Below are 21245 nucleotides of genomic sequence, written 5' to 3'. Positions count from 1 at the left end.
CTCGGGTAGGGAACCGGCTGGTGCCGGTCCTTACTCGCCCTTGGCCTTGGCGATGATCTCCTCCGCCACGGCCTTCGGCACCTCGGCGTACGAGTCGAACTGCATCGAGTAGCTCGCGCGACCAGAGGTCTTGCTGCGCAGATCACCGACGTAGCCGAACATCTCGGAGAGCGGCACCAGCGCCGTGACGACGCGGGCACCGTGACGCTCGTCCATGGACCGGATCTGGCCACGGCGAGAGTTGATGTCGCCGATCACGTCGCCCATGTAGTCCTCGGGCGTGGTGACCTCGACGGCCATCATCGGCTCGAGGAGGACCGGCTTGGCCTTCCGCGCGCCTTCCTTGAACGCCATGGAACCGGCGATCTTGAACGCGAGCTCGGAGGAGTCCACGTCGTGGGCCTGGCCGTCGAGCAGCTTCACGCGGACACCCTGGAGCGGGTAGCCGGCGAGCACACCGAACTCCATGGCCTCCTGCGCACCGGCGTCGACCGACGGGATGTACTCGCGCGGAACGCGGCCACCGGTGACCAGGTTCTGGAACTCGTAGCCCTCGCCGGACTCGATCGGCTCGATCGCGATCTGCACCTTGGCGAACTGACCGGAACCACCGGTCTGCTTCTTGTGGGTGTAGTCGATGCGCTCGACGGCCTGACGGATCGTCTCGCGGTACGCGACCTGCGGCTTGCCGACGTTGGCCTCGACCTTGAACTCACGCTTCATACGGTCGACCAGCACCTCGAGGTGCAGCTCGCCCATACCCGCGATGATGGTCTGGCCGGTCTCCTCGTCCGTGTTGACCTGGAAGGACGGGTCCTCCTCGGCGAGGCGCTGGATGGCGATACCCAGACGCTCCTGGTCACCCTTGGACTTGGGCTCGATGGCGACGCGGATGACCGGGGCCGGGAAGTCCATGGACTCCAGGATGACCGGGTTCTTCTCGTCGGCCAGCGTCTCACCGGTGGTGGTCTGCTTCAGGCCCATGACGGCGACGATGTCGCCGGCGCCCACCGACTCGATCTCCTCACGCTTGTTCGCGTGCATGCGGTAGATCTTGCCGATGCGCTCCTTCTTGCCCTTCACGGCGTTCAGCACCGAGGTGCCGGACTCCAGGCGGCCGGAGTAGATCCGGACGAAGGTGAGCTTGCCCAGGTGCGGGTCGGACATGATCTTGAACGCCAGCGCGGCCAGCGGCTCGTCGTCCGAGGCCTTGCGGGAGATCGTGGTCTCCGGGTCGTTGGGCTTGGTGCCCTCGATCGACTCGATGTCCAGCGGCGACGGCAGGTACTTGACGACCGCGTCGAGCAGGGGCTGCACGCCCTTGTTCTTGAACGCGGTGCCGCAGAAGATCGGCGTGAAGGCCGACTCCAGGGTGCCCTTGCGGATCGCCGTGTAGAGCAGCTCCTCGGGGACCTCTTCGCCCTCCATGGCGAGCATCATCACGTCATCGCTGACGTTCGACACCTCGTCCAGGAGACGCTCGCGGTACTCGTTCGCCTGCTCCTGCAGCTCGGCCGGGATGTCGACGATGTCGTACATCTCGCCCTTGGCGGCCTCGGCGGACCAGACCAGGGCCTTCATGCGGACCAGGTCGACGACGCCCTTGAAGTCCGCCTCGGCACCGATCGGGAGCTGCATCACCAGCGGGGTCGCGCCGAGGCGCTCCACGATGGTGTCGACGCAGAAGAAGAAGTTCGCGCCCGTGCGGTCCAGCTTGTTGATGAAGCAGATGCGCGGGACGCTGTAGCGGTCAGCCTGCCGCCACACGGTCTCGGACTGGGGCTCGACACCGGCGACACCGTCGAACACCGTCACGGCACCGTCGAGGACGCGCAGCGAACGCTCCACCTCGACGGTGAAGTCGACGTGACCCGGGGTGTCGATGATGTTGATGGTGTTGTCGACGCCGTCGACCGTCCAGTGACAGGTCGTCGCGGCCGACGTGATCGTGATGCCGCGCTCCTGCTCCTGCTCCATCCAGTCCATGGTGGCAGCGCCATCGTGGACCTCACCGATCTTGTACGAGACACCGGTGTAGAACAGGATCCGCTCGGTGGTGGTGGTCTTGCCCGCGTCGATGTGCGCCATGATCCCGATGTTGCGGACCCTGGCGAGGTCAAGGGAGGTTGCAGCCATGGTGGCTCGTTCTCTCTCTGTCTAGTGACGGGGTACGGACTACCAGCGGTAGTGCGCGAAGGCCTTGTTGGACTCGGCCATCTTGTGGGTGTCCTCGCGACGCTTCACGGAAGCGCCCAGGCCGTTGCTGGCGTCGAGGATCTCGTTCATCAGGCGCTCGGTCATGGTCTTCTCGCGACGGGCGCGGGAGTAACCGACCATCCAGCGCAGCGCCAGGGTGCTGGCGCGGCCCGGACGGACCTCGACCGGAACCTGGTAGGTCGCGCCACCGACACGGCGGGACTTGACCTCGAGGGCCGGCTTGACGTTCTCCAGCGCGCGCTTCAGCGTCACGACCGGGTCCGAGCCGGTCTTCTCACGGACGCCCTCGAGGGCGCCGTAGACGATCCGCTCGGCGGTGGAGCGCTTGCCGTGCAGCAGGATCTTGTTGACCAGCTGGGTGACGACCGGGGAGCCGTAAACCGGGTCGATGATGACCGGGCGCTTCGGGGCGGGGCCCTTACGAGGCATTCTTACTTCTCCTTCTTGGCGCCGTAGCGGCTGCGAGCCTGCTTGCGGTTCTTGACACCCTGGGTGTCAAGCGAACCGCGGATGATCTTGTAGCGGACACCAGGAAGGTCCTTCACACGACCACCGCGCACCAGCACGATGGAGTGCTCCTGCAGGTTGTGGCCCTCGCCCGGGATGTAAGCGGTGACCTCGATCCCGCTGGTGAGGCGCACACGGGCGACCTTGCGGAGAGCCGAGTTCGGCTTCTTCGGGGTGGTCGTGTACACACGCGTGCAGACCCCACGGCGCTGCGGGGAGCCGTTCAGCGCGGGAGTCTTGTTCTTCTCGACCTTGTCCTGCCGGCCCTTTCGGACCAGCTGCTGGATCGTAGGCACCGTTTCTCCGTTTTCTGTGTGCCAAGGCTTGGTGGAACTAACCTGCGGTGATCCCTCACACACGGCCCCGTGGTCGACCCACGCGGTCGGGTGTGTTGGGCTTATTCCGACACGGAATCCCATGGCTGATGTACAGCGACGGCGCTCAACGCGCGGGGCGCTGGAAGGCGCTCCGGCTCGGCGCGGCGACCGGTGTGCATGCACGCACAAGGACCCGGGGACACCCCAGGCACAAGGTCAGAGCGTACCTAGCGCATCGGGCGCGGTCAAAACAAATGCAACGCCGCAGGTCGCGGCCATCGGCCGGATGTCGCGGGAGTGTCCCGCGCACGACCACCCGGTGTCCGGCCGCCCTCCAACCGCTCTACCACAGCCGGACGGCCGCCGCCACCCGGGCCGCTCCGCCCGCGGCCCCTCCCGGGCGGCGGCCCGCCGGGTGCCGGGGCGCCGCGGCGCACCCGCCGGAACCCGCCGCGGACACGGCGCGCCCCCTCGTTCGGCCCAGTCGCTCAGGGGATGCTCAAAGCGGGCGACAGCCCGTTCGGCCGGTGCCAGGCTGGGCCAGAAGACGACCGACCACGAACAGAGAAGGCCGCCATGCAGGCGTCAGCGCCGCCGTCCGACCGACCCGGATCCGTCCCTCCGCCCGCCGTCAGCATCCAGGGGTTGTGGAAGCACTTCGGCGGGCAGGCCGCCGTCGCCGGACTCAGCCTGGAGCTGCCCGCCGGTGCGTTCATCGGCCTGGTCGGCCCGAACGGCGCCGGCAAGACCACCACCCTGTCCATGGTCACCGGCCTGCTCCGGCCCGACCAGGGCACCGTCCTCGTCCACGGCGGCGACGTCTGGGCCGACCCCGTCGCGGTGAAGGCCCGGATCGGCATCCTCCCCGAGGGCCTGCGGATGTTCGAGCGGCTCAGCGGCCGCGAACTGCTCCAGTACAACGGGCGGCTGCGCGGCCTGCCCGGCCCCGAGGTGGACCGCCGGGCCGAGGAGCTGCTGGCCGTCCTGGACCTCGCCCGGGACGCCGACAAGCTGGTCGCCGACTACTCCACCGGCATGCGCAAGAAGATCGGCCTGGCCGCCGCCCTGCTGCACAACCCCGACGTGCTCTTCCTCGACGAGCCCTTCGAGGGCGTCGACCCGGTCTCCGCGCAGACCATCCGCGGCGTGCTCAAGCGGTACGCCGCGGCCGGCTCCACGGTGGTCTTCTCCAGCCACGTGATGGAGCTCGTCGAGCAGCTCTGCGACTGGGTCGCCGTGGTCAACGCCGGCCGGGTGATCGCCCAGGGCCCGCTGGACGCCGTCCGCGACGGGCGCAGCCTGCACGAGGCCTTCCTCGACCTGATCGGCGTGCGCGAGGACGACGGCCAGGCGCTCGGCTGGCTCGGCGGCGGCCGGACCGGCGGCGACCGGTGACCACCACCGCCACCGCCTCCGCCCGCACCGCCGGCGTGCCCGACGGCGGCACCGTCGTCCGCGCCCTGGTCGCGCTCAAGCTGCGGCTGCTGCGCAACGGCCTGCGCCGCAGCCCCGGCCGGACGGCCGTGTACGTCGTCGGCGGCGTCGTCGGCCTGGCCTTCGCCGCCGGCATCGCCCTCGCCCTGGCCCTGCTGAACGGGCGGTTCGCCGGCTCCGGGGACGCCGGGGTGATGCTGCTCGGCGTCCTCACCCTCGGCTGGGCCGCACTGCCGCTGTTCCTGTTCTCCAGCGACGAGAGCGCCGACCCGACCCGGCTCACCATGCTGCCGCTGCGGCCCGGCCCGCTGCTGCGCGGGTCGCTGCTGGCCGCGCTGATCGGGCCCGGCCCGGTGGTCAGCCTGGTGCTGGTGACCGGCGCGGCGCTGTCCGGCGCCGACGGCGCCGCCTCGGCGGCGGCCGCCGTGGTCGGCGTGCCGCTCGCCGTTTTCTGCCTGGTCACGCTCTCCCGCGCGGTGGCCGCGGGCAACGCCCGGATGCTCTCCAGCCGGCGCGGCAAGGACTTCGCGATCTTCGGCGGCCTGCTCTTCGCCCTGCTCGCCCAGGCCGCCAACGTCGGCTCGCAGAGCGTCTTCGGGCGCCCCGGCCAGCACCTCGACCTCAGCCCGCTGGCCCCGATCGCCTCGGTACTGCGGTGGATCCCGCCGATCGGCGCGGCCGACGCGGCCCGCACCGCCGGCGAGGGCCGGTACGGGCTGGCACTGCTCCAGCTCGCCTCGGCCGGGGCGCTGCTCGCCCTGCTGCTGCACTGGTGGCGCGCCAGCCTCCAGGAGCTGATGGTCACCGCCGACTCCTCGACCCTGGAGGTGGCCCGCGGGGTGCGCGGCACGGGCGGCTGGCGCCTGCTGCCCGACGGCCGCGTCGGCGCGGCGATGCAGCGCCACCTCCGGTACGCCTGGCGCGAGCCGCGCGCCAAGGCCGCGGTGTTCACCAGCATCGGCATGACGGTGGTGATCTGCCTGCTGTCGGTCGTCCAGGGCTGGCCGAGCGTCTACCTGCTGGCGATGACCGGGATGTTCCTCGGGCTGCAGATGCTCAACCTGTTCGGCATGGACGGCTCGGCGTTCTGGATGGTCGCGGCGACCCTGCTCACCCCGGCCGACGCCCGGGACGAGCTGCGCGGCCGGGCCTACGCGGTGCTCTCCTACGCCGTCCCGGTGACGCTGGTGCTCGGGCTCCTGCTGGCCTCCGTCACCGGCGACTGGGCCGGCCTGCCGTCCGCGGTCGGCCTGGCACTGGCGCTGCTCGGCTGCGGCGTCGCACTCGGCGCGACGCTCAGCGTGCTCGCGCCGTACACCATGCCGGCCGACGGCAACCCGATGCGCAACGCCGCCCCCGGGCAGGGCGGGCTGCTGCTGGTCAACCAGTTCGGCTCGATGGTCGGGGTGGCGGTGCTCGCCCTGCCGGTGGGCGGCTACCTGGCCTGGGCGCTGCTCTCCGACGGCCCGACCTGGCCGCTGCTGCCGCTCGGCCCGCTCTACGGGGCCCTCGTCGCCGTGCTCGGCGTCCGCTTCGCGGCCCGACGGCTGCTGGAGCGTGCGCCGGAGATCCTCGCCAAGGCCGTCGAACGCTAGGACCCGCCTTCAGGCCCGTGCGGAGCGCCCGGCCCCCTCGGGGAGGCCGGGCGCTCCGGCATCATGGGCGGGAGGGCCGGACCGTCGAGGGAAGCAGGGGCACACCGTGGGCAAGCGCGCGCAGCAGGGCGGGAACGGGGGCGCCGGGCCGCTGCTGGAGCAGGCCGTGCGGTCGGTCCTGACCGTCCCCGACGAGGCGCTGGACCTCGCACTGGACACCGGGGCCTCGCTGCTCGCCGCCTCGGCCGCGCAGTGGCCGGAGGTCAGCCGGGCCCTGCTCGGCCACGCGGACGCCGCCGTCGGCCGCTGCTGGTCCGCCGGGTGGCGCCCGGCCGACCTGGTCCGGGTGGTCCGGCGCGGGCTGAAGCCCGTCCACCTGGCCCTCGCCGTCGACCTGATCGCCGCGGAGGGCCGCCGGCACCCCGCGGCGGCCCTCGACCGGCGCTGGCAGGAGCAGCTGCGCGAGCTGGAGGCCGAGGTGTGGTGGCCGGGCGACGAGCAGTACCTCGGCGCCTTCGCCCACCGGCACCGGCTGGACCGCTTCGCACTCGCCACGGCGGCCCTGGAGCTGCTGCGGACCTGGGGCCGGCTGCCGCCGATCGCCCCGGTCGGCCCGGCGCCCGGCCGGCGGCCGCGGGCCGAGCGCGGCGACGGGCCGGTGCCCGGGGAGCCGCGGATGCTGGCCCGGATCCGGGCGCTGCTGGCGAAGGCCGAGTCCACCGAGTACCCGGAGGAGGCTGAGGCGCTCACCGCCAAGGCCCAGCAGCTGATGGCCCAGCACAGCATCGACGACGCGCTGCTGGCCGCCGCCGGCTCCGACCGGGACACCCCGGCGGCGCTGCGGATCGGCGTGGACAACCCGTACGAGGGCCCCAAGACGATGCTGCTGGACGCCGTCGCGGCGGCCAACCGCTGCCGGGTGGTGTGGGCCAAGGAGTTCGGCTTCTGCACCGTCGTCGGCTTCGACGGCGACCTGGACGGCGTCGAGCTGCTCTACACCTCGCTGCTGGTGCAGGCCACCCACGCGCTCAACAAGGCCGGCTCCGGCCGGGACTCCCGCAGCAAGGCGTTCCGGCAGTCCTTCCTGGTCGCGTACGCGGCGCGGATCCGCGAGCGGCTGACCGCCGCCACCGAGCGGACCACCAGTGCCGCCGCGGCCGGTCGGCACCTGCGCGAGGACGGCACCGAGGAGCAGCTGCTGCCGGACGCCCGGCTGCTGCCCGCGCTCGCCGCCCGTTCCGAGGCGGTGGACGACGAGGTCGGCCGGCTGTTCCCGAAGCTCGTCTCCCAGCGGGTCCGGGTGAGCGACGGCGAGGGCTGGGCGGCCGGGCGCGCCGCCGCCGACCGCGCCGCCCTGCACGGGCGTTCCGGGGAGATCCGCGGCCGGGCCTGAGCGCCCGGCCGGCGCCGGGCCGGCGCCGGGCCGGGGAGATCGCCGGAACTGATAGAACGGAGGCCGCCACGAACCAAGGGGGATCGACGTGACGGAGTCGGCGGCCGAGTCGGGGTACCGGGACCGGGTGCGCGGGGCGCTGCTCGGCGGGGCCGTCGGTGACGCACTGGGCTGGCCGGTGGAGTTCCAGCAGCTCCACCAGATCCAGGAGCGGTACGGCCCGGACGGGGTGACCGGGCTGCCGGGCGGGCCCCACCCGGCCGAGGTCACCGACGACACCCAGATGACCCTCTTCACCGCCGAGGGGCTGATCCGCGGCTTCGTCCGCGGCTGGTCCGGCGGCGGCGGATCGGTGCCGCAGGCCGTCCACGGCGCGTACCGGCGCTGGCTGCTGACGCAGTACCAGGGGAAGCCCGACGCCGCACCGCAGCCCCACCCGTACGACGGCTGGCTGCTGCAGCAGCCCTTCCTGTACGCGCGGCGGGCACCGGGCAACGCCTGCCTGAGCGGGGTGTCCGAGCACCCGGTGTTCGAGGCACCGTCGACGATCGGGCGGCCGGGTCCGATCAACCCGCACTCCAAGGGCTGCGGCACGGTGATGCGCTCGGCGCCGTTCGGGCTGGCCCGGCTGGGCGTCGAGCAGGCCTTCGGACTGGCCGTGCAGTGCGCCCAGCTCACCCACGGGCACCCGACCGGCTACCTCGCGGCGGGCGCCTTCGCGGCGCTCGTGGAGCGGCTGGCGACCGGGACGGAGCCGTGGGCCGCGGTCGGCGAGACCGTGGAGCAGATCCGGGAGCTGCCGGCCTCGAAGGAGACGGTGCAGGCGCTGGCCCGGGCCGTCCGGGTGGCCCAGGAGTCGCAGCCCTCGGCGGAGGCGGTGGAGCGGGTGGGGCTCGGCTGGATCGCCGAGGAGTGCCTGGGGATGGCCGTGTACGCGCTGCTCGCGGCCACCCTGGACGCCGACCCGGTGCGCACCGCGCTGCGGCTGTCGGTGAACCACTCCGGGGACAGCGACTCCGTGGGCGCGGTCTGCGGCAACCTGGTCGGCGCCGCGTACGGCGCGTCGGCGCTGCCCGCCGAGTGGACCGGGGCGATCGAAGGCCGGGCCGAACTGCTGCGGGTGGCCGACGACCTGCTGGTGCTGTTCGGCAGCCGGGACCCGGCCCACCCGGCGCTCGGCGGCCGCTACCCCGCCGGGTGAGCCCTGCCGGGAGGGCACTGGCGGGACGGCACTGGCGGGAGTGCACTGCCCGGTGAGCCCCGCCGCGGCCGCGGATGAGCGCTACCCCGCCTGCGGGTCGGTGACCTGGCCGAGGAAGAGCGGCCGCCCGTCGGCGGTGTCGCGGACCAGGAACAGGAACGGCCGGTCGACATGCAGCTCGACGGCCTCCGGCGCGGCCGGCGCCGCCATCACGCCCACCCCGGCGCCGCTGCCGGCGGCCGCGACCGTGCCGTCCTCGGTGACCTCGACGGTGGCCTTCTGCACCACCGTGCTCAGGCCGAGCTGTTCCTTGGCCAGGCCGCTGAAGTCCGGGGCGTCGAAGGCCGCCCGGACGCCGAGCGCGCGCAGCGCGGAGGTGAGGTCCGAGCTCGTGTCGAAGTGGAAGCGCGGCAGGGTCAGGTCGACGGACCGCTCCTCCAGCGCGCCGAGGATCCGGTCGAGCTGGGGCTGGTCCAGGCCCTTGGTGAAGGCCGTGAAGCCGCCCTGCGCCGGGACGATCAGATCCATCGCCAACCCGCCCTCTGCGTAGGGGAGTTCGACGGCCTGCCAGGGTTCGCCGACGATGCCTCCGGAGCCCTCGGCGTACCGCAGGGTGCCGGTCCGGGCCATCGTGGCGACCGCCGGCGCGGAGCCGTCGAGCGTGTGGAAGGGCCGGTCGGAGGTCTTCGCGGGGGTGAAGGCGGTGGCCCACTTCGCCTTCAGGTAGAGCGCGTCGGTGAGGACCAGCCGGGTGTCGGAGGTGATCTGCCGTTCGCCGAACAGGTCCTTGATCCGCCCTTCGGTGGCCTTCTCCACCGCCGTGTTGACGAGCCGGCGGCTGCCCGCCGGGTCCTTGGCGAAGTCGACGGGGTGCACTCCGGCGTCGAAGGCGGTGGCGAGGGTGTCCAGGTACGCCGGGTCGACGGTCAGGCCCTGCTGCGTCCACAGGTCGTCCGTCTGCCGCAGGGTGAGCTTGTCGGTGGCCGGGACCGGGCGGACCAGCGCCCCGGTCACCAGCGCGTACTGGCGCGCGTCGAGCCCGCTGTGCAGGGCCTTGCCGAGTTCGTCGGCGGTCGCGCCGCGGGCGCCCGGGAGCAGCATGGCGAGCACGGTCGCCAGCCCCGACGGGGAGAGCACCAGGTTGCGCCCCGCGCCGTCCGGTGGCGCCGAGAGCGCGTGCAGGAGGTCCACCCCGAAGGCGCTGGTCCCGGCCGCCACCGCGGCCGACCGGGCCGGGTCCGCGGTCGGCCGGACGGACGACGCCGTGACCCGGACGGTCGGGGTGTCCGACGCCGTGCTGCCGCACCCGGCCAGCGCCGGCCCGGCGGCCAGCACGGCGGCGAGGAGCAGCCCGGCCGGACGGCGGGAGCGGTGGTGCCCTGCGCTGCTGCGGTTCGTCATGGCCCTTCGACGCACCGCCCCGGCAGCCGGTTCCGCCCGCTCCGGGGGCCTCAGTCCCAGAGTGCCCCGAGGGCGAGCAGCTCGTCCCGGTGCTCGATCCGCCCGACCCAGTCGGCCGGCCAGACCGACCCGCCCTGGTGGGCTCCGGCGAAGGCGCCGGTGAGGCAGGCGAGGGAGTCGGAGTCCCCACTGGAGTAGGCGGCCCGCCGGACGGCGGCGACCGGGTCGTCCGGCAGCAGCAGGAAGCAGAGCAGCCCGGTCGCCAGGGCCTCCTCGGCGATCCAGCCCTCGCCGGTGGCCAGGCACGGGTCCGCCTCGACGTCGGGTGCGGCGAGCGCGGCGTCCAGCCGGTCGAGCACGCGGAGGCAGTCGTCCCAGCCGCGGGCGATCACGTCCTGCGGCGAGCCGCCGTGCCAGTGCTCGGCGAGGTCGCCGAGCCAGAAGCCGTCGTACCGCTCGCGGCTCGCGAGCGCGTGCGCCCGCAGCACCGCCGGCAGGTCGGCGGGCCGGACCCCTTCGGCGAGTCGGCGGACGGCGAGGGCGGTGAGGTCGCTGGCGGCGAGCGCGGTCGGGTGACCGTGGGTGAGGGCGGACTGCAGCTGTGCGGCGCCCGAGAGCGTGCGGGCGTCGAGTCCGGGGACCAGCCCGACCGGGGCGACCCGCATGTTGGCGCCGCAGCCCTTCGAGCCGACGTCGCTCGCCTGCTGCCAGCGGTACTCCTCGCGGCTGAGCCGCTCGCAGGAGCGCAGGCAGGTCATCCCGGGGGCGCGGTTGTTCTCCGGCGACCGCCACCAGTCGACGAACTCCTCGCGCACCGGCCGGGCCAGCCGCACGGGCGTCAGCGGCCCGCGGGCCAGGGCGGTGCGCAGGCCTCGGCCGAGGGCCAGCGTCATCTGGGTGTCGTCGGTGACCAGCGCCCTGGCGGGCAGCGGGAGCCGGCGCCAGTCGGGCCAGTCGTTCGCGATCATCTCGACCGTCCGGAACTCCGTCACCCGGCCGATCGCGTCCCCGATCGCCAGCCCCAGCAGCGCCCCCGTCGCCTTGCCCACGGCCCTCTCCCCGCTTCCCTACAGTTCGACCAGCAGTTCGCCGAGCCCCCGGATCACGTAGCCCGGGTTCCACTCGGGCTCGCGGCTCAGCCGCAGGCCCGGGGCCCGGCGCAGCAGCGTGCCGTAGGACTCGGTGAGCTCCAGTCTGGCGAGCGGGGCGCCGAGACAGAAGTGGATTCCGGCGCCGAAGGTGACGTGGGGGTTGTCGGCGCGGGCGAGGTCGAGGCGGTCGGGGTCGGTGAAGCGGGCCGGGTCGCGGTTGGCGGAGCCGAAGAGGAGGGCGATCTCGGAGCCGCGCGGGACGGTGACGCCGTGCAGCTCGACGTCCTCCAGGACCCATCGCTCGAACATCTGCAGCGGGGTGTCCCAGCGCATCAGCTCCTCGACGGCGGTGGGCAGCAGCTCGTCCACGGCTCCGCGCAGCCGGGCGAGTTCGCCGGGGTTGCGGAACAGCGCCCACCAGCCGTTGCCGGTGGTGTTGACGGTCGCCTCGTGGCCGGCGTTGAGCAGCAGCACGCAGGTGGAGACCATCTCCTGCTCGCTGAGCGCGTCCGAGCCCTCCTGGGCCTGGATGAGCGCGCTGATCAGGTCGGTGCCGGGGGCGGTGCGGCGCTCGCGGATGAGGGCGCGCAGGTAGTCGGAGAACTCGGTGCTCGCGGTGACGGCCCGGCGGGCCGCCTCCTCGGTCGGGTTGAGCTCGAACATGCCGGTGATGTCGGCGGACCAGGGCCGCAGCAGGTGCCGGTCCGCCTCCGGCACGCCGAGCATCTCGGCGATCACGGCGACCGGCAGCGGCTCGGCGACGGCGGAGATCAGGTCGCCGCCGCCGGCCGCGAGCAGGTCGTCGACGAGTTCTCCGGCGAGCCGCCGGACGGTCGGCCGCAGGCCCTCGACCATGCGCGGGGTGAAGGCCTTGGAGACCAGCCGGCGGATCCGGGTGTGGTCGGGGGCCTCCAGGTCGAGCAGCCCGTGGTCGTTGAGCGTGTGGAAGGGCTCGTGCGCCGGGTCGGGCTCGGGGCGGCCGAACTCCTGGTGGCTGAAGCGGTGCGTGTAGGTGCGGCCGAGCCTGCGGTCCCGCAGCAGCGCGCTGACGTCCGCGTGGCGGGAGACGAGCCACTGCCCGGTGGGTTCGAAGAACGTCACCGGTGCGTGCTCGCGCAGTTCGGCGTACGCGTCGTAGGGGTGGGCCACGAACGCCGCCGACCAGGGGTCGAACTTCGCCGTCGTCGTCATCGCTCGGTCGCTCCAGGCCGTGAGGGGAACCGGAAGGATCATCGTACGCACGCGGTCCGTCGCGTCCAGGGGTGATCCGGAGGGCGTCACCGGGGGCACCGCCGAGGACGCCGGGGCGTCAGAACGCCAGATGTCAGGACGTCAGGACGTCGGGCCCACGGCGTCAGGACGTCACCGGGGGCGTTCCGCCAGCAGCTTCGCCACCAGCGCGGGGAGCGCCGTGGAGATCGGCTCCCGGACCACCTCGTCGGCGACCTCGTCGAACGGCGTCGGTTCGCCGTTCACCACCACCAGCCGGGCACCGGACTCCCGCGCGATCTGCGGCAGTGCCGCGACCGGGTAGACCTGCAGACTGGTGCCCACCGCGATGAACAGGTCGCAGGCCCTGGCGACGGCGTCGGCCTGCTGCAGCACCACCGGGTCCAGCGACTCCCCGAACATCACCGTCCGCGGCCGGAGCACTCCCCCGCACTCCCGGCAGGCCGGGTCCGGCTCCCCCGCCGCGACCCGCTCCAGCGCCTGCTCCATCGCGCCGACCGCCCGGCAGCCCACGCACTGCACCTCCCGCGCGGTGCCGTGCAGTTCGAGCACCTTGCGGGCCGGCAGTCCGGAGCGCTGGTGCAGCCCGTCCACGTTCTGGGTGAGCACCCGCAGCGGCAGGCCGGAACGCTCCAGCTCGACCAGCGCCCGGTGCCCGGCGTTCGGCTCGGCCCCGAGCGCGCCCGCCTCGGCTCGCATCACCCACGCCCTGCGGCGCACCTCCGGATCCCCCAGGTAGGGGCCGATGGTGACCATCCGTTGGGCCGACGGGTCACGCTGCCAGAGCCCCTGCGGGCCGCGGTAGTCGGGGATGCCGGAGTCGGTCGAGATGCCCGCGCCGGTGAGGACGGCGATCAGGGGGCGCTTCGTGGTCATGCCCGGACGGTACGGCCGGGGCCGCCGGCACCGCCACCGAGTATCCGCACGCGGTGCCGGCTCCACCGCGGACCGGCCCCGGCACGGCCCGGACGGCCCGGAGGGGTGCCCGCTCCTCCCCTGCGGGAGCGGGCACCCGTCCGGACCGGCCCACCGCGGTCAGGCCAGGGCCGCGCGGCGCACCGTGCCGGGCCGGACCAGCGGGGCCAGGGCCACCAGGTAGCAGACGGCCGCCACCGGGATCAGCGCCAGGTCGACCCCCGAGGCGGCGGTGCCCACCAGCATCAGCACCGGGCTCCACCAGCGCAGCGCCCGGGCCGGGCCGACCGCCGCGGCGACCAGCAGCGCCAGCAGGCCGACGTAGAACAGCAGCGGACCGACCTGGTAGACGAGCGGCAGCACCCCCGGCACGCCCTGCACCCGGTCGAACAGCCGCGACTGATCGGCCTTGCCGGCCGCCACCACACCCACGTACAGGTCGATCCCGATCTGCACCAGCGAGCACGCCAGGCCCGCGAACGCCGTCCCCAGCGCCGCCCCGGCCGCGGCCCGCCCTGCGGCGGAGCGCGGGGCGAGCAGCCCGCGCAGGGCCACCAGCACCGGGGCGAACAGCAGCAGGCCGGCGAACATCGCGGTGTGGCCGGCCGTCCAGCCGAGCCCGGGGGCCCGGGAGCCGGGGACCAGCCGGATGCCGCCGTACAGCGCCATCAGCGCCGGGGCGGCGACGGCTGCGTACGGGGTGAGGCGGTGCGTGCGAAGGCGGTTCATCCTGGGCTCCTGCGGTGATCCGTGGTCCGTTCCGACCCCACCGATGCTGTCCGCCGACCCCCTCGTCACGGATCGCCCGCACCGGTGAACCCGCCGCCTCCCCCGCACGGGGGAGCACCGGCCGCGGCCCGCCCGGCCGCCGCCTCAGGACTCCCCGGCCACCACCGCGCCGGCCTCGTACGCGAACACCACCGCGTGCACCCGGTCCCGCAGCCCCAGCTTGCCGAGCACGTTGCTGACGTGGGTCTTCACGGTGTGCTCGCTGACCACCAGCTCGGCCGCGATCTCCGCGTTGGACAGTCCGCGCGCCAGCAGCCGCAGGGTCTCCTGCTCGCGCAGGGTCAGCTGCTCCAGCAGCCGGGACGGCGGCCGCACCGCCCGTTCGGGCGCGCCCGGGCGGCGGGCGGCGAACTCGCCGATCAGCCGCCGCGTCACCGAGGGGGCGAGCAGCGCCTCGCCGGAGGCCACCATCCGCACCCCGTGGGCCAGGTCGTCCCGCCGGACGTCCTTGAGCAGGAAGCCGCTCGCGCCGGCGTACAGCGCGTCGAAGACGTAGTCGTCCGCGTCGAAGGTGGTCAGCATGATCACCTTGGTGGCCGGGAACTCGGCGCAGACCCGGCGGGCCGCCTCCAGGCCGTCCATCACCGGCATCCGGACGTCCAGCAGCAGGACGTCCGGGCCGTGGGTGCGGACCGCCTCGACGGCCTCGGCGCCGTCCCGGGCCTCGGCCACCACCTCGATGTCGGGCTGCGCGTCCAGGATCATCCCGAACCCGGCCCGCACCAGCTCCTGGTCGTCCGCGACGACCACCCTGATCGGCTTCATCCGCCCGCCTCCTCCACCACCACGCCCGCCGCCCCCAACGGCAGCCGGGCACTCACCAGGAAACCGCCGCCACCCGGCCCGGGCCCGGCCTCGGCCCGCCCGCCGCAGGCCGCCGCCCGTTCCCGGATGCCGACCAGGCCCCGGCCGCCGGACCAGCCCGCCACGGTGCCGGCGGCGGCCACCGGCAGCCCCCGGCCGTTGTCGGACACCACCAGCTCCATCACCTCGCCGGCCCGCCGCACCCGCACGGCCACCCGGTCCGCACCGGAGTGCTTGACCGTGTTGGTGAGCGCCTCCTGCACGATCCGGTACGCCGTGGCCTGGACGTCGGCGGGCACCGCGGCCAGCCCTTCGGCCAGTTCGAGCTCCACCGTCAGCCCGGCCCGGCGCACCCGCTCGGCGACCGCGGCGAGCTCGGCCAGCCGGGGCTGCGGGGCCAGCTCCGGGCCGGCCCCCTGCTCCTTCAGCACCCCGAGCACGCGCCGCAGCTGGACCATCGCGTCGCGGCCCGTGTCGGCGATGGTGTCGAAGGCGCGGATCGCCCGCTCCGGATCCCCGTGCACCACCAGCGGCCCCGCCTCCGCCTGGATCACCATCAGCGAGACGGCGTGCGCCAGGATGTCGTGCATCTCGCGGGCGATCCTGGCACGCTCCTCCGCCACCGCGCGCCCGGCCTCGCTGGCCACCCGCTCCCCCGCCTCCCGGGCCCGCTCGGCCTCCAGCCGGGCCAGCCGCCGCTGGGCCCGCACCAGCGAGCCGAAGACGAACGAGCCGACCGAGGTGAGCAGGCTGAACAGCATGCCGTTCGGCGAGTGGGTGCCGACCACGTTGCCGACCACCACCGCCGCCAGCACCGCCCAGCGGGCCCGCTCCGAGCAGCGCTCGGCGACGGTGTAGAGGCCGATCACGCCGGCCAGCGGCACCTGCGGGTTCGCCGAGTGCGCCACCACGGACAGCGTCACGAAGGCCACGCTGCTCGCCGCGAGCGCCCCGAGCGGCGCCCGGCGCCGCCAGGGCAGTGGCAGCGCGGTCGACACGGCCACCAGGTAGACCCACCCCGGCCAGGCCGTGTCGTCGTTGTAGACCGCCCAGACCGAGATAGCGGCCGAGGCCGCCGCCAGCGCGGAGTCCAGCACGTACGGACTCAGCCCCGCGGACCAGTTCCGCCAGCGCGCCGCTCCCACCACCCTCGGCCCTCCCCCGTAGCCGGGGGCGCCGCCCCCGCGGAGAAGATCATGCCCTACCGGCAGCACCTCCGGAACGGCCCGGACGGGCCGGGCCGCGGCGGAGCGCACCGGCCGGGCCCGCTCCGACTCAGGCACCGTCGACCGTCACACCGCCGGCCCCGGTCCGCGCGGTGATGCTGCGCGCGGCCCCCGGTCGGGACGGGATCCCGACCTCCACCCCGCCGGCGCCCGCCCGGGCGTCCACCGCGTACTCCGCCCCGTTCGGCACCCGGACCCGCACCCCACCGGTCGAGGCCGTCGCCTCCACCGTGTCCGGCGCGGCCGCGAAGTCGGCCCGCACGCCGCCCGTCCCGGTGCTCAGCCGGACGTTCTTCGAGGTCAGCCCGGTGGCCTCGACCCCGCCGGTGCGCACCTGCGCCTGCACCTCGCCGGCCAGCCCGACCAGCCGCACCCCGCCGGTCTCCTGCTCGATCCGCACCTTCGTCCCGGCCGGCACCCGCACGGTGTACCCGACGCCGCAGCCGCTGCAGTCGTAGGTCAGCCGCAGCACGCCGTCCCTGACCTCGTGGGTGGTGGCGGGGGCGTCGCCCCGGTAGTTCTGCTCCTCGACCACCTGCACCGCGTCGCCACCGCCGGTCACCACGATCCCCCCGGTGTGCGCGTCGACCACCAGCTCCCGCACCGGCTCGGAGACCCGGTAGCGCACCGTCCGGTGCTCCTGGTCGTCCCCCGGCAGGCAGGCCGACATCCCCGCCAGCACGGCCCCCGTGATCGCCACCGCGCCCAGCACCCGCTTCATCTCCGGCCCCCTTCGAAAGCCCCGTCGTCCCGGCTCCGGAAGCCTCCCGCGGCGGCCCGCTCCGCCACCTCCCCCGGCGGAGCGGTTCCCGCGCCTCCCCCGCACGGGGGAGCGCCCCCGTCCCTCCCCTGGGAACGCCGAAGGGCCCGGAGGCGTGATGCCTCCGGGCCCTTCGAACGAGTAGCGGGGACAGGATTTGAACCTGCGACCTCTGGGTTATGAGCCCAGCGAGCTACCGAGCTGCTCCACCCCGCGTCGGTGAACACGACCTTACGCCACTGCGGCCGAATCACCTAACCGGTTGCTCCCGGGCCCCGCCCCGGCCCCTCCCCGGGCTCGCGCCGGGCTCGCGCCGGCCCCTCACGACCCTGCGGCGGCGCCCCGCAGAGCCGGGGAACGCCGCAGGGCGGCCACCCCCTGAGGGGTGACCGCCCCGCGGTCGGTGACACCTGGACCGGCCTCCCGCCCGTCACCGGGCGGAGAGGGGGACTCAGCCGGTGTACGGGCCGTAGTCGTAGTCGTCCAGCGGGACAGCCTGGCCGGAGCCGGCGCCGAAGGGCGACAGGTCGTAGTCGTCGTAGCCGACGGCCGAGTACATGGCGGCCTTGGCCTCCTCGGTCGGCTCGACCCGGATGTTGCGGTAGCGGGGCAGACCCGTACCGGCCGGGATGAGCTTACCGAGGATGACGTTCTCCTTGAGGCCCAGCAGCGGGTCCGACTTGGCGTGGATCGCCGCGTCGGTGAGGACCCGGGTCGTCTCCTGGAAGGAGGCGGCCGACAGCCAGGACTCGGTGGCCAGCGAGGCCTTGGTGATACCCATCAGCTGCGGACGGCCGGAGGCGGGGTGACCGCCCTCGGAGACCACGCGACGGTTCTCCTGCTCGAAGCGGCCGCGCTCGACGAGCTCGCCCGGGAGCAGCTCGGCGTCGCCCGACTCGATGATCGTCACGCGGCGGAGCATCTGCCGGATGATGATCTCGATGTGCTTGTCGTGGATCGACACACCCTGCGAGTTGTAGACCTTCTGGACCTCGGCGACCAGGTGGATCTGGACGGCGCGCTGGCCCATGATGCGCAGGACGTCGTGCGGGTTGGTGGCACCCATGGTCAGCTTCTGGCCGACCTCGACCGCCTCGCCCTCGCTGACCAGCAGCTTGACGCGCTTCGAGACCGGGTAGGCGATCTCGTCGGTGCCGTCGTCCGGCGTGACGACCAGCTTGCGGGTCTTCTCGGTGTCCTCGATGCGGACCCGGCCCTGCGCCTCCGAGATCGGGGCCACACCCTTGGGGGTACGGGCCTCGAAGAGCTCGACGACACGCGGCAGACCCTGGGTGATGTCGTCACCGGCCACACCACCGGTGTGGAAGGTACGCATCGTCAGCTGGGTGCCGGGCTCACCGATGGACTGGGCGGCGATGATGCCGACCGCCTCACCGATGTCGACCAGCTTGCCGGTGGCCAGCGAGCGCCCGTAGCACATGGCACAGGTGCCGACGGCCGACTCGCAGGTCAGGATCGAGCGGGTCTTGACCTCGGCGATGTTGTGCCGGATCAGCTCGTCGATCAGCACGTCACCGAGGTCGGTGTTGGCGGTGGCCAGCAGCTTGCCGTCGATGGTGATGTCTTCGGCGAGCATGCGGGCGTACACGCTGGTCTCGACGTCGTCGGCCTTGCGCAGCACGCCGTCCGCACCCACGGAGCCGATCGCCAGCTTCAGGCCGCGCTCGGTGCCGCAGTCCTCCTCGCGGATGATGACGTCCTGGGAGACGTCGACCAGACGACGGGTGAGGTAACCGGAGTCGGCGGTACGGAGGGCGGTGTCGGCCAGACCCTTACGGGCACCGTGGGTGGAGATGAAGTACTCCAGCACGGACAGACCCTCACGGAACGACGCCTTGATGGGTCGCGCGATGGTCTCGTTCTTGGCGTTCGACACCAGACCACGCATACCGGCGATCTGGCGCATCTGCATCATGTTTCCACGGGCGCCCGAGTCGACCATCATGAAGATGGGGTTCGTCTTCGGGAAGTTCGCGGCCATGGCGTCCGCGACCTCGTTGGTCGCCTGGGTCCAGATGCCGACGAGCTCCTGCTTGCGCTCGTTGTCGGTGATCAGACCGCGCTCGTACTGCTTCTGGACCTTCTCGGCCTTGGCCTCGTAGCCCTCCAGGATGGCGGGCTTGCTCGGCGGGACGATGACGTCCGAGATGGAGACGGTGACACCCGAACGGGTCGACCAGTGGAAGCCGGCCGCCTTCAGGTTGTCCAGGGTCGCCGCGACGACGACCTTGGGGTAGCGCTCCGCCAGGTCGTTGACGATCGCGGAGAGCTGCTTCTTGCCCACCTCGTAGTCGACGAACGGGTAGTCCTCGGGCAGCAGCTCGTTGAAGAGCGCGCGGCCCAGGGTGGTGGTCAGGCGGAACGGCTCGCCGTCGAACCAGGTGGACTGGCCCTCCTCGTCCACCGGCGGGGTCCAGCCGCGCGGCGGGACGGTGCCGGCCTGCAGGCGCAGCTCGATCGGGGCCTGGACGTCCAGGTCGCGGGCGTCGAAGGCCATGATCGCCTCGGCGGTCGACGAGAAGGTGCGGCCGGCGCCCTTCACGTTGTCGCGGTCCGAGGTGAGGAAGAACAGACCGAGCACCATGTCCTGGGTCGGCATGGTGACGGGGCGACCGTCGGCCGGCTTCAGGATGTTGTTCGAGGACAGCATCAGGATGCGGGCCTCGGCCTGCGCCTCCGCGGAGAGCGGCAGGTGGACGGCCATCTGGTCACCGTCGAAGTCCGCGTTGAACGCGGTGCAGACGAGCGGGTGGATCTGGATGGCCTTGCCCTCGACCAGCTGCGGCTCGAAGGCCTGGATGCCGAGGCGGTGCAGGGTGGGCGCACGGTTCAGCAGGACCGGGTGCTCGGCGATGACCTCTTCGAGGACGTCCCACACGACCGGACGGGCGCGCTCGACCATGCGCTTCGCCGACTTGATGTTCTGCGCGTGGTTCAGGTCCACCAGGCGCTTCATCACGAACGGCTTGAAGAGCTCCAGCGCCATGGCCTTGGGCAGACCGCACTGGTGCAGCTTGAGCTGCGGGCCGACGACGATGACCGAACGGGCCGAGTAGTCGACTCGCTTGCCGAGCAGGTTCTGGCGGAAACGACCCTGCTTGCCCTTCAGCATGTCGCTGAGGGACTTCAGCGGGCGGTTGCCCGGGCCGGTGACCGGACGGCCGCGGCGGCCGTTGTCGAACAGCGCGTCGACGGCCTCCTGGAGCATGCGCTTCTCGTTGTTCACGATGATCTCGGGCGCGCCGAGGTCGAGAAGCCGCTTCAGGCGGTTGTTGCGGTTGATGACGCGGCGGTACAGGTCGTTCAGGTCGGAGGTCGCGAAGCGGCCACCGTCCAGCTGCACCATCGGACGCAGGTCCGGCGGGATGACCGGGACGCAGTCCAGCACCATGCCGTTGGGCTTGTTGGTGGTCTGCAGGAACGCCGAGACGACCTTGAGGCGCTTGAGCGCACGGGTCTTCTTCTGGCCCTTGCCGGTGCGGATGATCTCGCGCAGGCGCTCGGACTCCTCGGCCAGGTCGAAGGTCTCGAGGCGGTCCTTGAGGGCCGCCGCGCCCATCGAGCCGGAGAAGTAGGTGCCGAAGCGGTCGCGCAGCTCGCGGTAGAGCAGCTCGTCGCCCTCGAGGTCCTGGACCTTGAGGTTCTTGAAGCGGGCCCACACCTCGTCGAGGCGGTCCAGCTCGCGCTGCGCGCGGTCGCGCAGCTGCTTCATCTCGCGCTCGGCGCCCTCGCGCACCTTGCGGCGCACGTCGGCCTTGGCGCCCTCGGCCTCCAGCTCGGCGAGGTCGGTCTCGGCCTTCTTGGCGCGGGCCTCGAGGTCGGAGTCGCGGCGGTTCTCGATCTGCTGGCGCTCGACCGAGACGTGCGCCTCCAGGGACGGCAGGTCGCGCTGGCGGCGCTCGTCGTCGACCCAGGTGATCATGTAGGCGGCGAAGTAGATGACCTTCTCGAGGTCCTTCGGCGCCAGGTCCAGCAGGTAGCCCAGGCGGGACGGGACACCCTTGAAGTACCAGATGTGGGTGACCGGGGCGGCCAGCTCGATGTGGCCCATCCGCTCGCGGCGCACCTTGGCGCGGGTCACCTCGACGCCGCAGCGCTCGCAGATGATGCCCTTGAAGCGGACGCGCTTGTACTTGCCGCAGTAGCACTCCCAGTCCCGGGTGGGGCCGAAGATCTTCTCGCAGAAGAGTCCGTCCTTTTCGGGCTTCAGGGTGCGGTAGTTGATGGTCTCCGGCTTCTTGACCTCGCCGTGCGACCACTGGCGGATGTCGTCGGCGGTGGCCAGGCCGATGCGGAGCTCGTCGAAGAAGTTGACGTCAAGCACTGGTCGTCAAGCCCTCTTTC

Annotated in this window: 16 protein-coding genes and 1 tRNA gene; 4 read left to right on the top strand and 13 right to left on the bottom strand. The window is 73.0% G+C overall.

Features of this window, described 5'->3' with window-relative positions; genetic code table 11:
• Positions 1-30 precede the first annotated feature (30 nt).
• From fusA to rpsL, 3 genes are read right to left on the bottom strand one after another with little or no spacing between them, the layout of a single operon-like run.
• A complete protein-coding gene (gene fusA / locus ACIRS1_RS12135) occupies positions 31-2136 on the bottom strand; it encodes an elongation factor G (protein WP_360209121.1) in 2106 nt (701 codons plus the stop codon).
• A 39-nt stretch (positions 2137-2175) separates the two neighbouring features.
• Positions 2176-2646 carry a 30S ribosomal protein S7 gene (gene rpsG, locus ACIRS1_RS12130; RefSeq protein WP_030055803.1) on the bottom strand — a complete coding sequence of 157 codons (471 nt, stop codon included), beginning with the start codon at positions 2644-2646 and terminating at the stop codon, positions 2176-2178.
• 2 nt (positions 2647-2648) lie between these two features.
• On the bottom strand, positions 2649-3020 hold the full coding sequence (rpsL, locus tag ACIRS1_RS12125; protein ID WP_360209123.1) for a 30S ribosomal protein S12: 372 nt from the start codon (positions 3018-3020) through the stop codon (positions 2649-2651).
• A gap of 597 nt (positions 3021-3617) precedes the next feature.
• On the opposite strand from rpsL, the gene ACIRS1_RS12120 reads away from it, so the two are divergent.
• The 4 genes from ACIRS1_RS12120 to ACIRS1_RS12105 all read left to right on the top strand — a co-directional run bounded on the left by ACIRS1_RS12120 (position 3618) and on the right by ACIRS1_RS12105 (position 8664).
• On the top strand, positions 3618-4436 hold the full coding sequence (locus tag ACIRS1_RS12120) for an ABC transporter ATP-binding protein (protein WP_402838776.1): 819 nt from the start codon (positions 3618-3620) through the stop codon (positions 4434-4436).
• Positions 4433-6070 carry a transporter gene (locus tag ACIRS1_RS12115; protein ID WP_402838774.1) on the top strand — a complete coding sequence of 546 codons (1638 nt, stop codon included), beginning with the start codon at positions 4433-4435 and terminating at the stop codon, positions 6068-6070. Before ACIRS1_RS12120 ends, ACIRS1_RS12115 begins: the two co-directional genes overlap by 4 nt.
• A 106-nt stretch (positions 6071-6176) precedes the next feature.
• On the top strand, positions 6177-7463 hold the full coding sequence (locus ACIRS1_RS12110; RefSeq protein WP_360209132.1) for a DUF2786 domain-containing protein: 1287 nt from the start codon (positions 6177-6179) through the stop codon (positions 7461-7463).
• Between the two features lie 88 nt (positions 7464-7551).
• On the top strand, positions 7552-8664 hold the full coding sequence (locus tag ACIRS1_RS12105) for an ADP-ribosylglycohydrolase family protein (RefSeq protein WP_402838772.1): 1113 nt from the start codon (positions 7552-7554) through the stop codon (positions 8662-8664).
• 81 nt (positions 8665-8745) lie between these two features.
• Here the strand turns inward: ACIRS1_RS12105 and ACIRS1_RS12100 are convergent, their stop codons facing one another.
• From ACIRS1_RS12100 to ACIRS1_RS12055, 10 genes are all read right to left on the bottom strand, one after another.
• Positions 8746-10065, bottom strand: a complete 1320-nt coding sequence (locus ACIRS1_RS12100) for a serpin family protein (protein ID WP_402838770.1) — start codon at positions 10063-10065, stop codon at positions 8746-8748.
• Positions 10066-10115: 50 nt separating this feature from the next.
• Positions 10116-11114: an ADP-ribosylglycohydrolase family protein gene (locus tag ACIRS1_RS12095; RefSeq protein ID WP_402838768.1), complete on the bottom strand. Its 999-nt coding sequence runs from the start codon at positions 11112-11114 to the stop codon at positions 10116-10118.
• Positions 11115-11132: 18 nt separating this feature from the next.
• Positions 11133-12347, bottom strand: coding sequence for a cytochrome P450 (locus ACIRS1_RS12090; RefSeq protein WP_360209154.1), 1215 nt, complete (start codon positions 12345-12347; stop codon positions 11133-11135).
• Between the two features lie 171 nt (positions 12348-12518).
• Positions 12519-13262: a Sir2 family NAD-dependent protein deacetylase gene (locus tag ACIRS1_RS12085; protein ID WP_360209157.1), complete on the bottom strand. Its 744-nt coding sequence runs from the start codon at positions 13260-13262 to the stop codon at positions 12519-12521.
• 159 nt (positions 13263-13421) lie between these two features.
• Complete coding sequence (locus ACIRS1_RS12080; protein ID WP_402838766.1) at positions 13422-14030, bottom strand: hypothetical protein; 609 nt, start codon at positions 14028-14030, stop codon at positions 13422-13424.
• A 144-nt stretch (positions 14031-14174) separates the two neighbouring features.
• Positions 14175-14855, bottom strand: a complete 681-nt coding sequence (locus tag ACIRS1_RS12075; protein ID WP_360209162.1) for a response regulator transcription factor — start codon at positions 14853-14855, stop codon at positions 14175-14177.
• A complete protein-coding gene (locus ACIRS1_RS12070) occupies positions 14852-16042 on the bottom strand; it encodes a sensor histidine kinase (RefSeq protein WP_402838764.1) in 1191 nt (396 codons plus the stop codon). The genes ACIRS1_RS12075 and ACIRS1_RS12070 overlap by 4 nt, the downstream gene beginning before the upstream one ends.
• A 127-nt stretch (positions 16043-16169) precedes the next feature.
• Positions 16170-16841 (bottom strand): hypothetical protein, encoded by a 672-nt coding sequence (locus tag ACIRS1_RS12065; RefSeq protein ID WP_402838762.1) that lies wholly within the window; start codon positions 16839-16841, stop codon positions 16170-16172.
• 181 nt (positions 16842-17022) lie between these two features.
• Positions 17023-17096 (bottom strand) — tRNA-Met (locus ACIRS1_RS12060).
• A gap of 235 nt (positions 17097-17331) precedes the next feature.
• Complete coding sequence (locus ACIRS1_RS12055) at positions 17332-21225, bottom strand: DNA-directed RNA polymerase subunit beta' (protein WP_360209170.1); 3894 nt, start codon at positions 21223-21225, stop codon at positions 17332-17334.
• Positions 21226-21245: the final 20 nt, after the last annotated feature.

This window comes from Kitasatospora sp. NPDC101176, from assembly GCF_044768035.1.
GTDB lineage: Bacteria > Actinomycetota > Actinomycetes > Streptomycetales > Streptomycetaceae > Kitasatospora.
The sequence above is the reverse complement of the archived record's forward strand: the minus strand, read 5'-3'. Positions and strand labels throughout refer to the sequence as shown.

Coding starts and splice junctions, on each gene's coding strand:
- fusA (WP_360209121.1), bottom strand. CDS start 2,136: ATGGCTGCAACCTCCCTTGACCTCGCCAGGGTCCGCAACATCGGGATC.
- rpsG (WP_030055803.1), bottom strand. CDS start 2,646: ATGCCTCGTAAGGGCCCCGCCCCGAAGCGCCCGGTCATCATCGACCCG.
- ACIRS1_RS12120 (WP_402838776.1), top strand. CDS start 3,618: ATGCAGGCGTCAGCGCCGCCGTCCGACCGACCCGGATCCGTCCCTCCG.
- ACIRS1_RS12100 (WP_402838770.1), bottom strand. CDS start 10,065: ATGACGAACCGCAGCAGCGCAGGGCACCACCGCTCCCGCCGTCCGGCC.
- ACIRS1_RS12090 (WP_360209154.1), bottom strand. CDS start 12,347: ATGACGACGACGGCGAAGTTCGACCCCTGGTCGGCGGCGTTCGTGGCC.
- ACIRS1_RS12085 (WP_360209157.1), bottom strand. CDS start 13,262: ATGACCACGAAGCGCCCCCTGATCGCCGTCCTCACCGGCGCGGGCATC.
- ACIRS1_RS12080 (WP_402838766.1), bottom strand. CDS start 14,030: ATGAACCGCCTTCGCACGCACCGCCTCACCCCGTACGCAGCCGTCGCC.
- ACIRS1_RS12075 (WP_360209162.1), bottom strand. CDS start 14,855: ATGAAGCCGATCAGGGTGGTCGTCGCGGACGACCAGGAGCTGGTGCGG.
- ACIRS1_RS12065 (WP_402838762.1), bottom strand. CDS start 16,841: ATGAAGCGGGTGCTGGGCGCGGTGGCGATCACGGGGGCCGTGCTGGCG.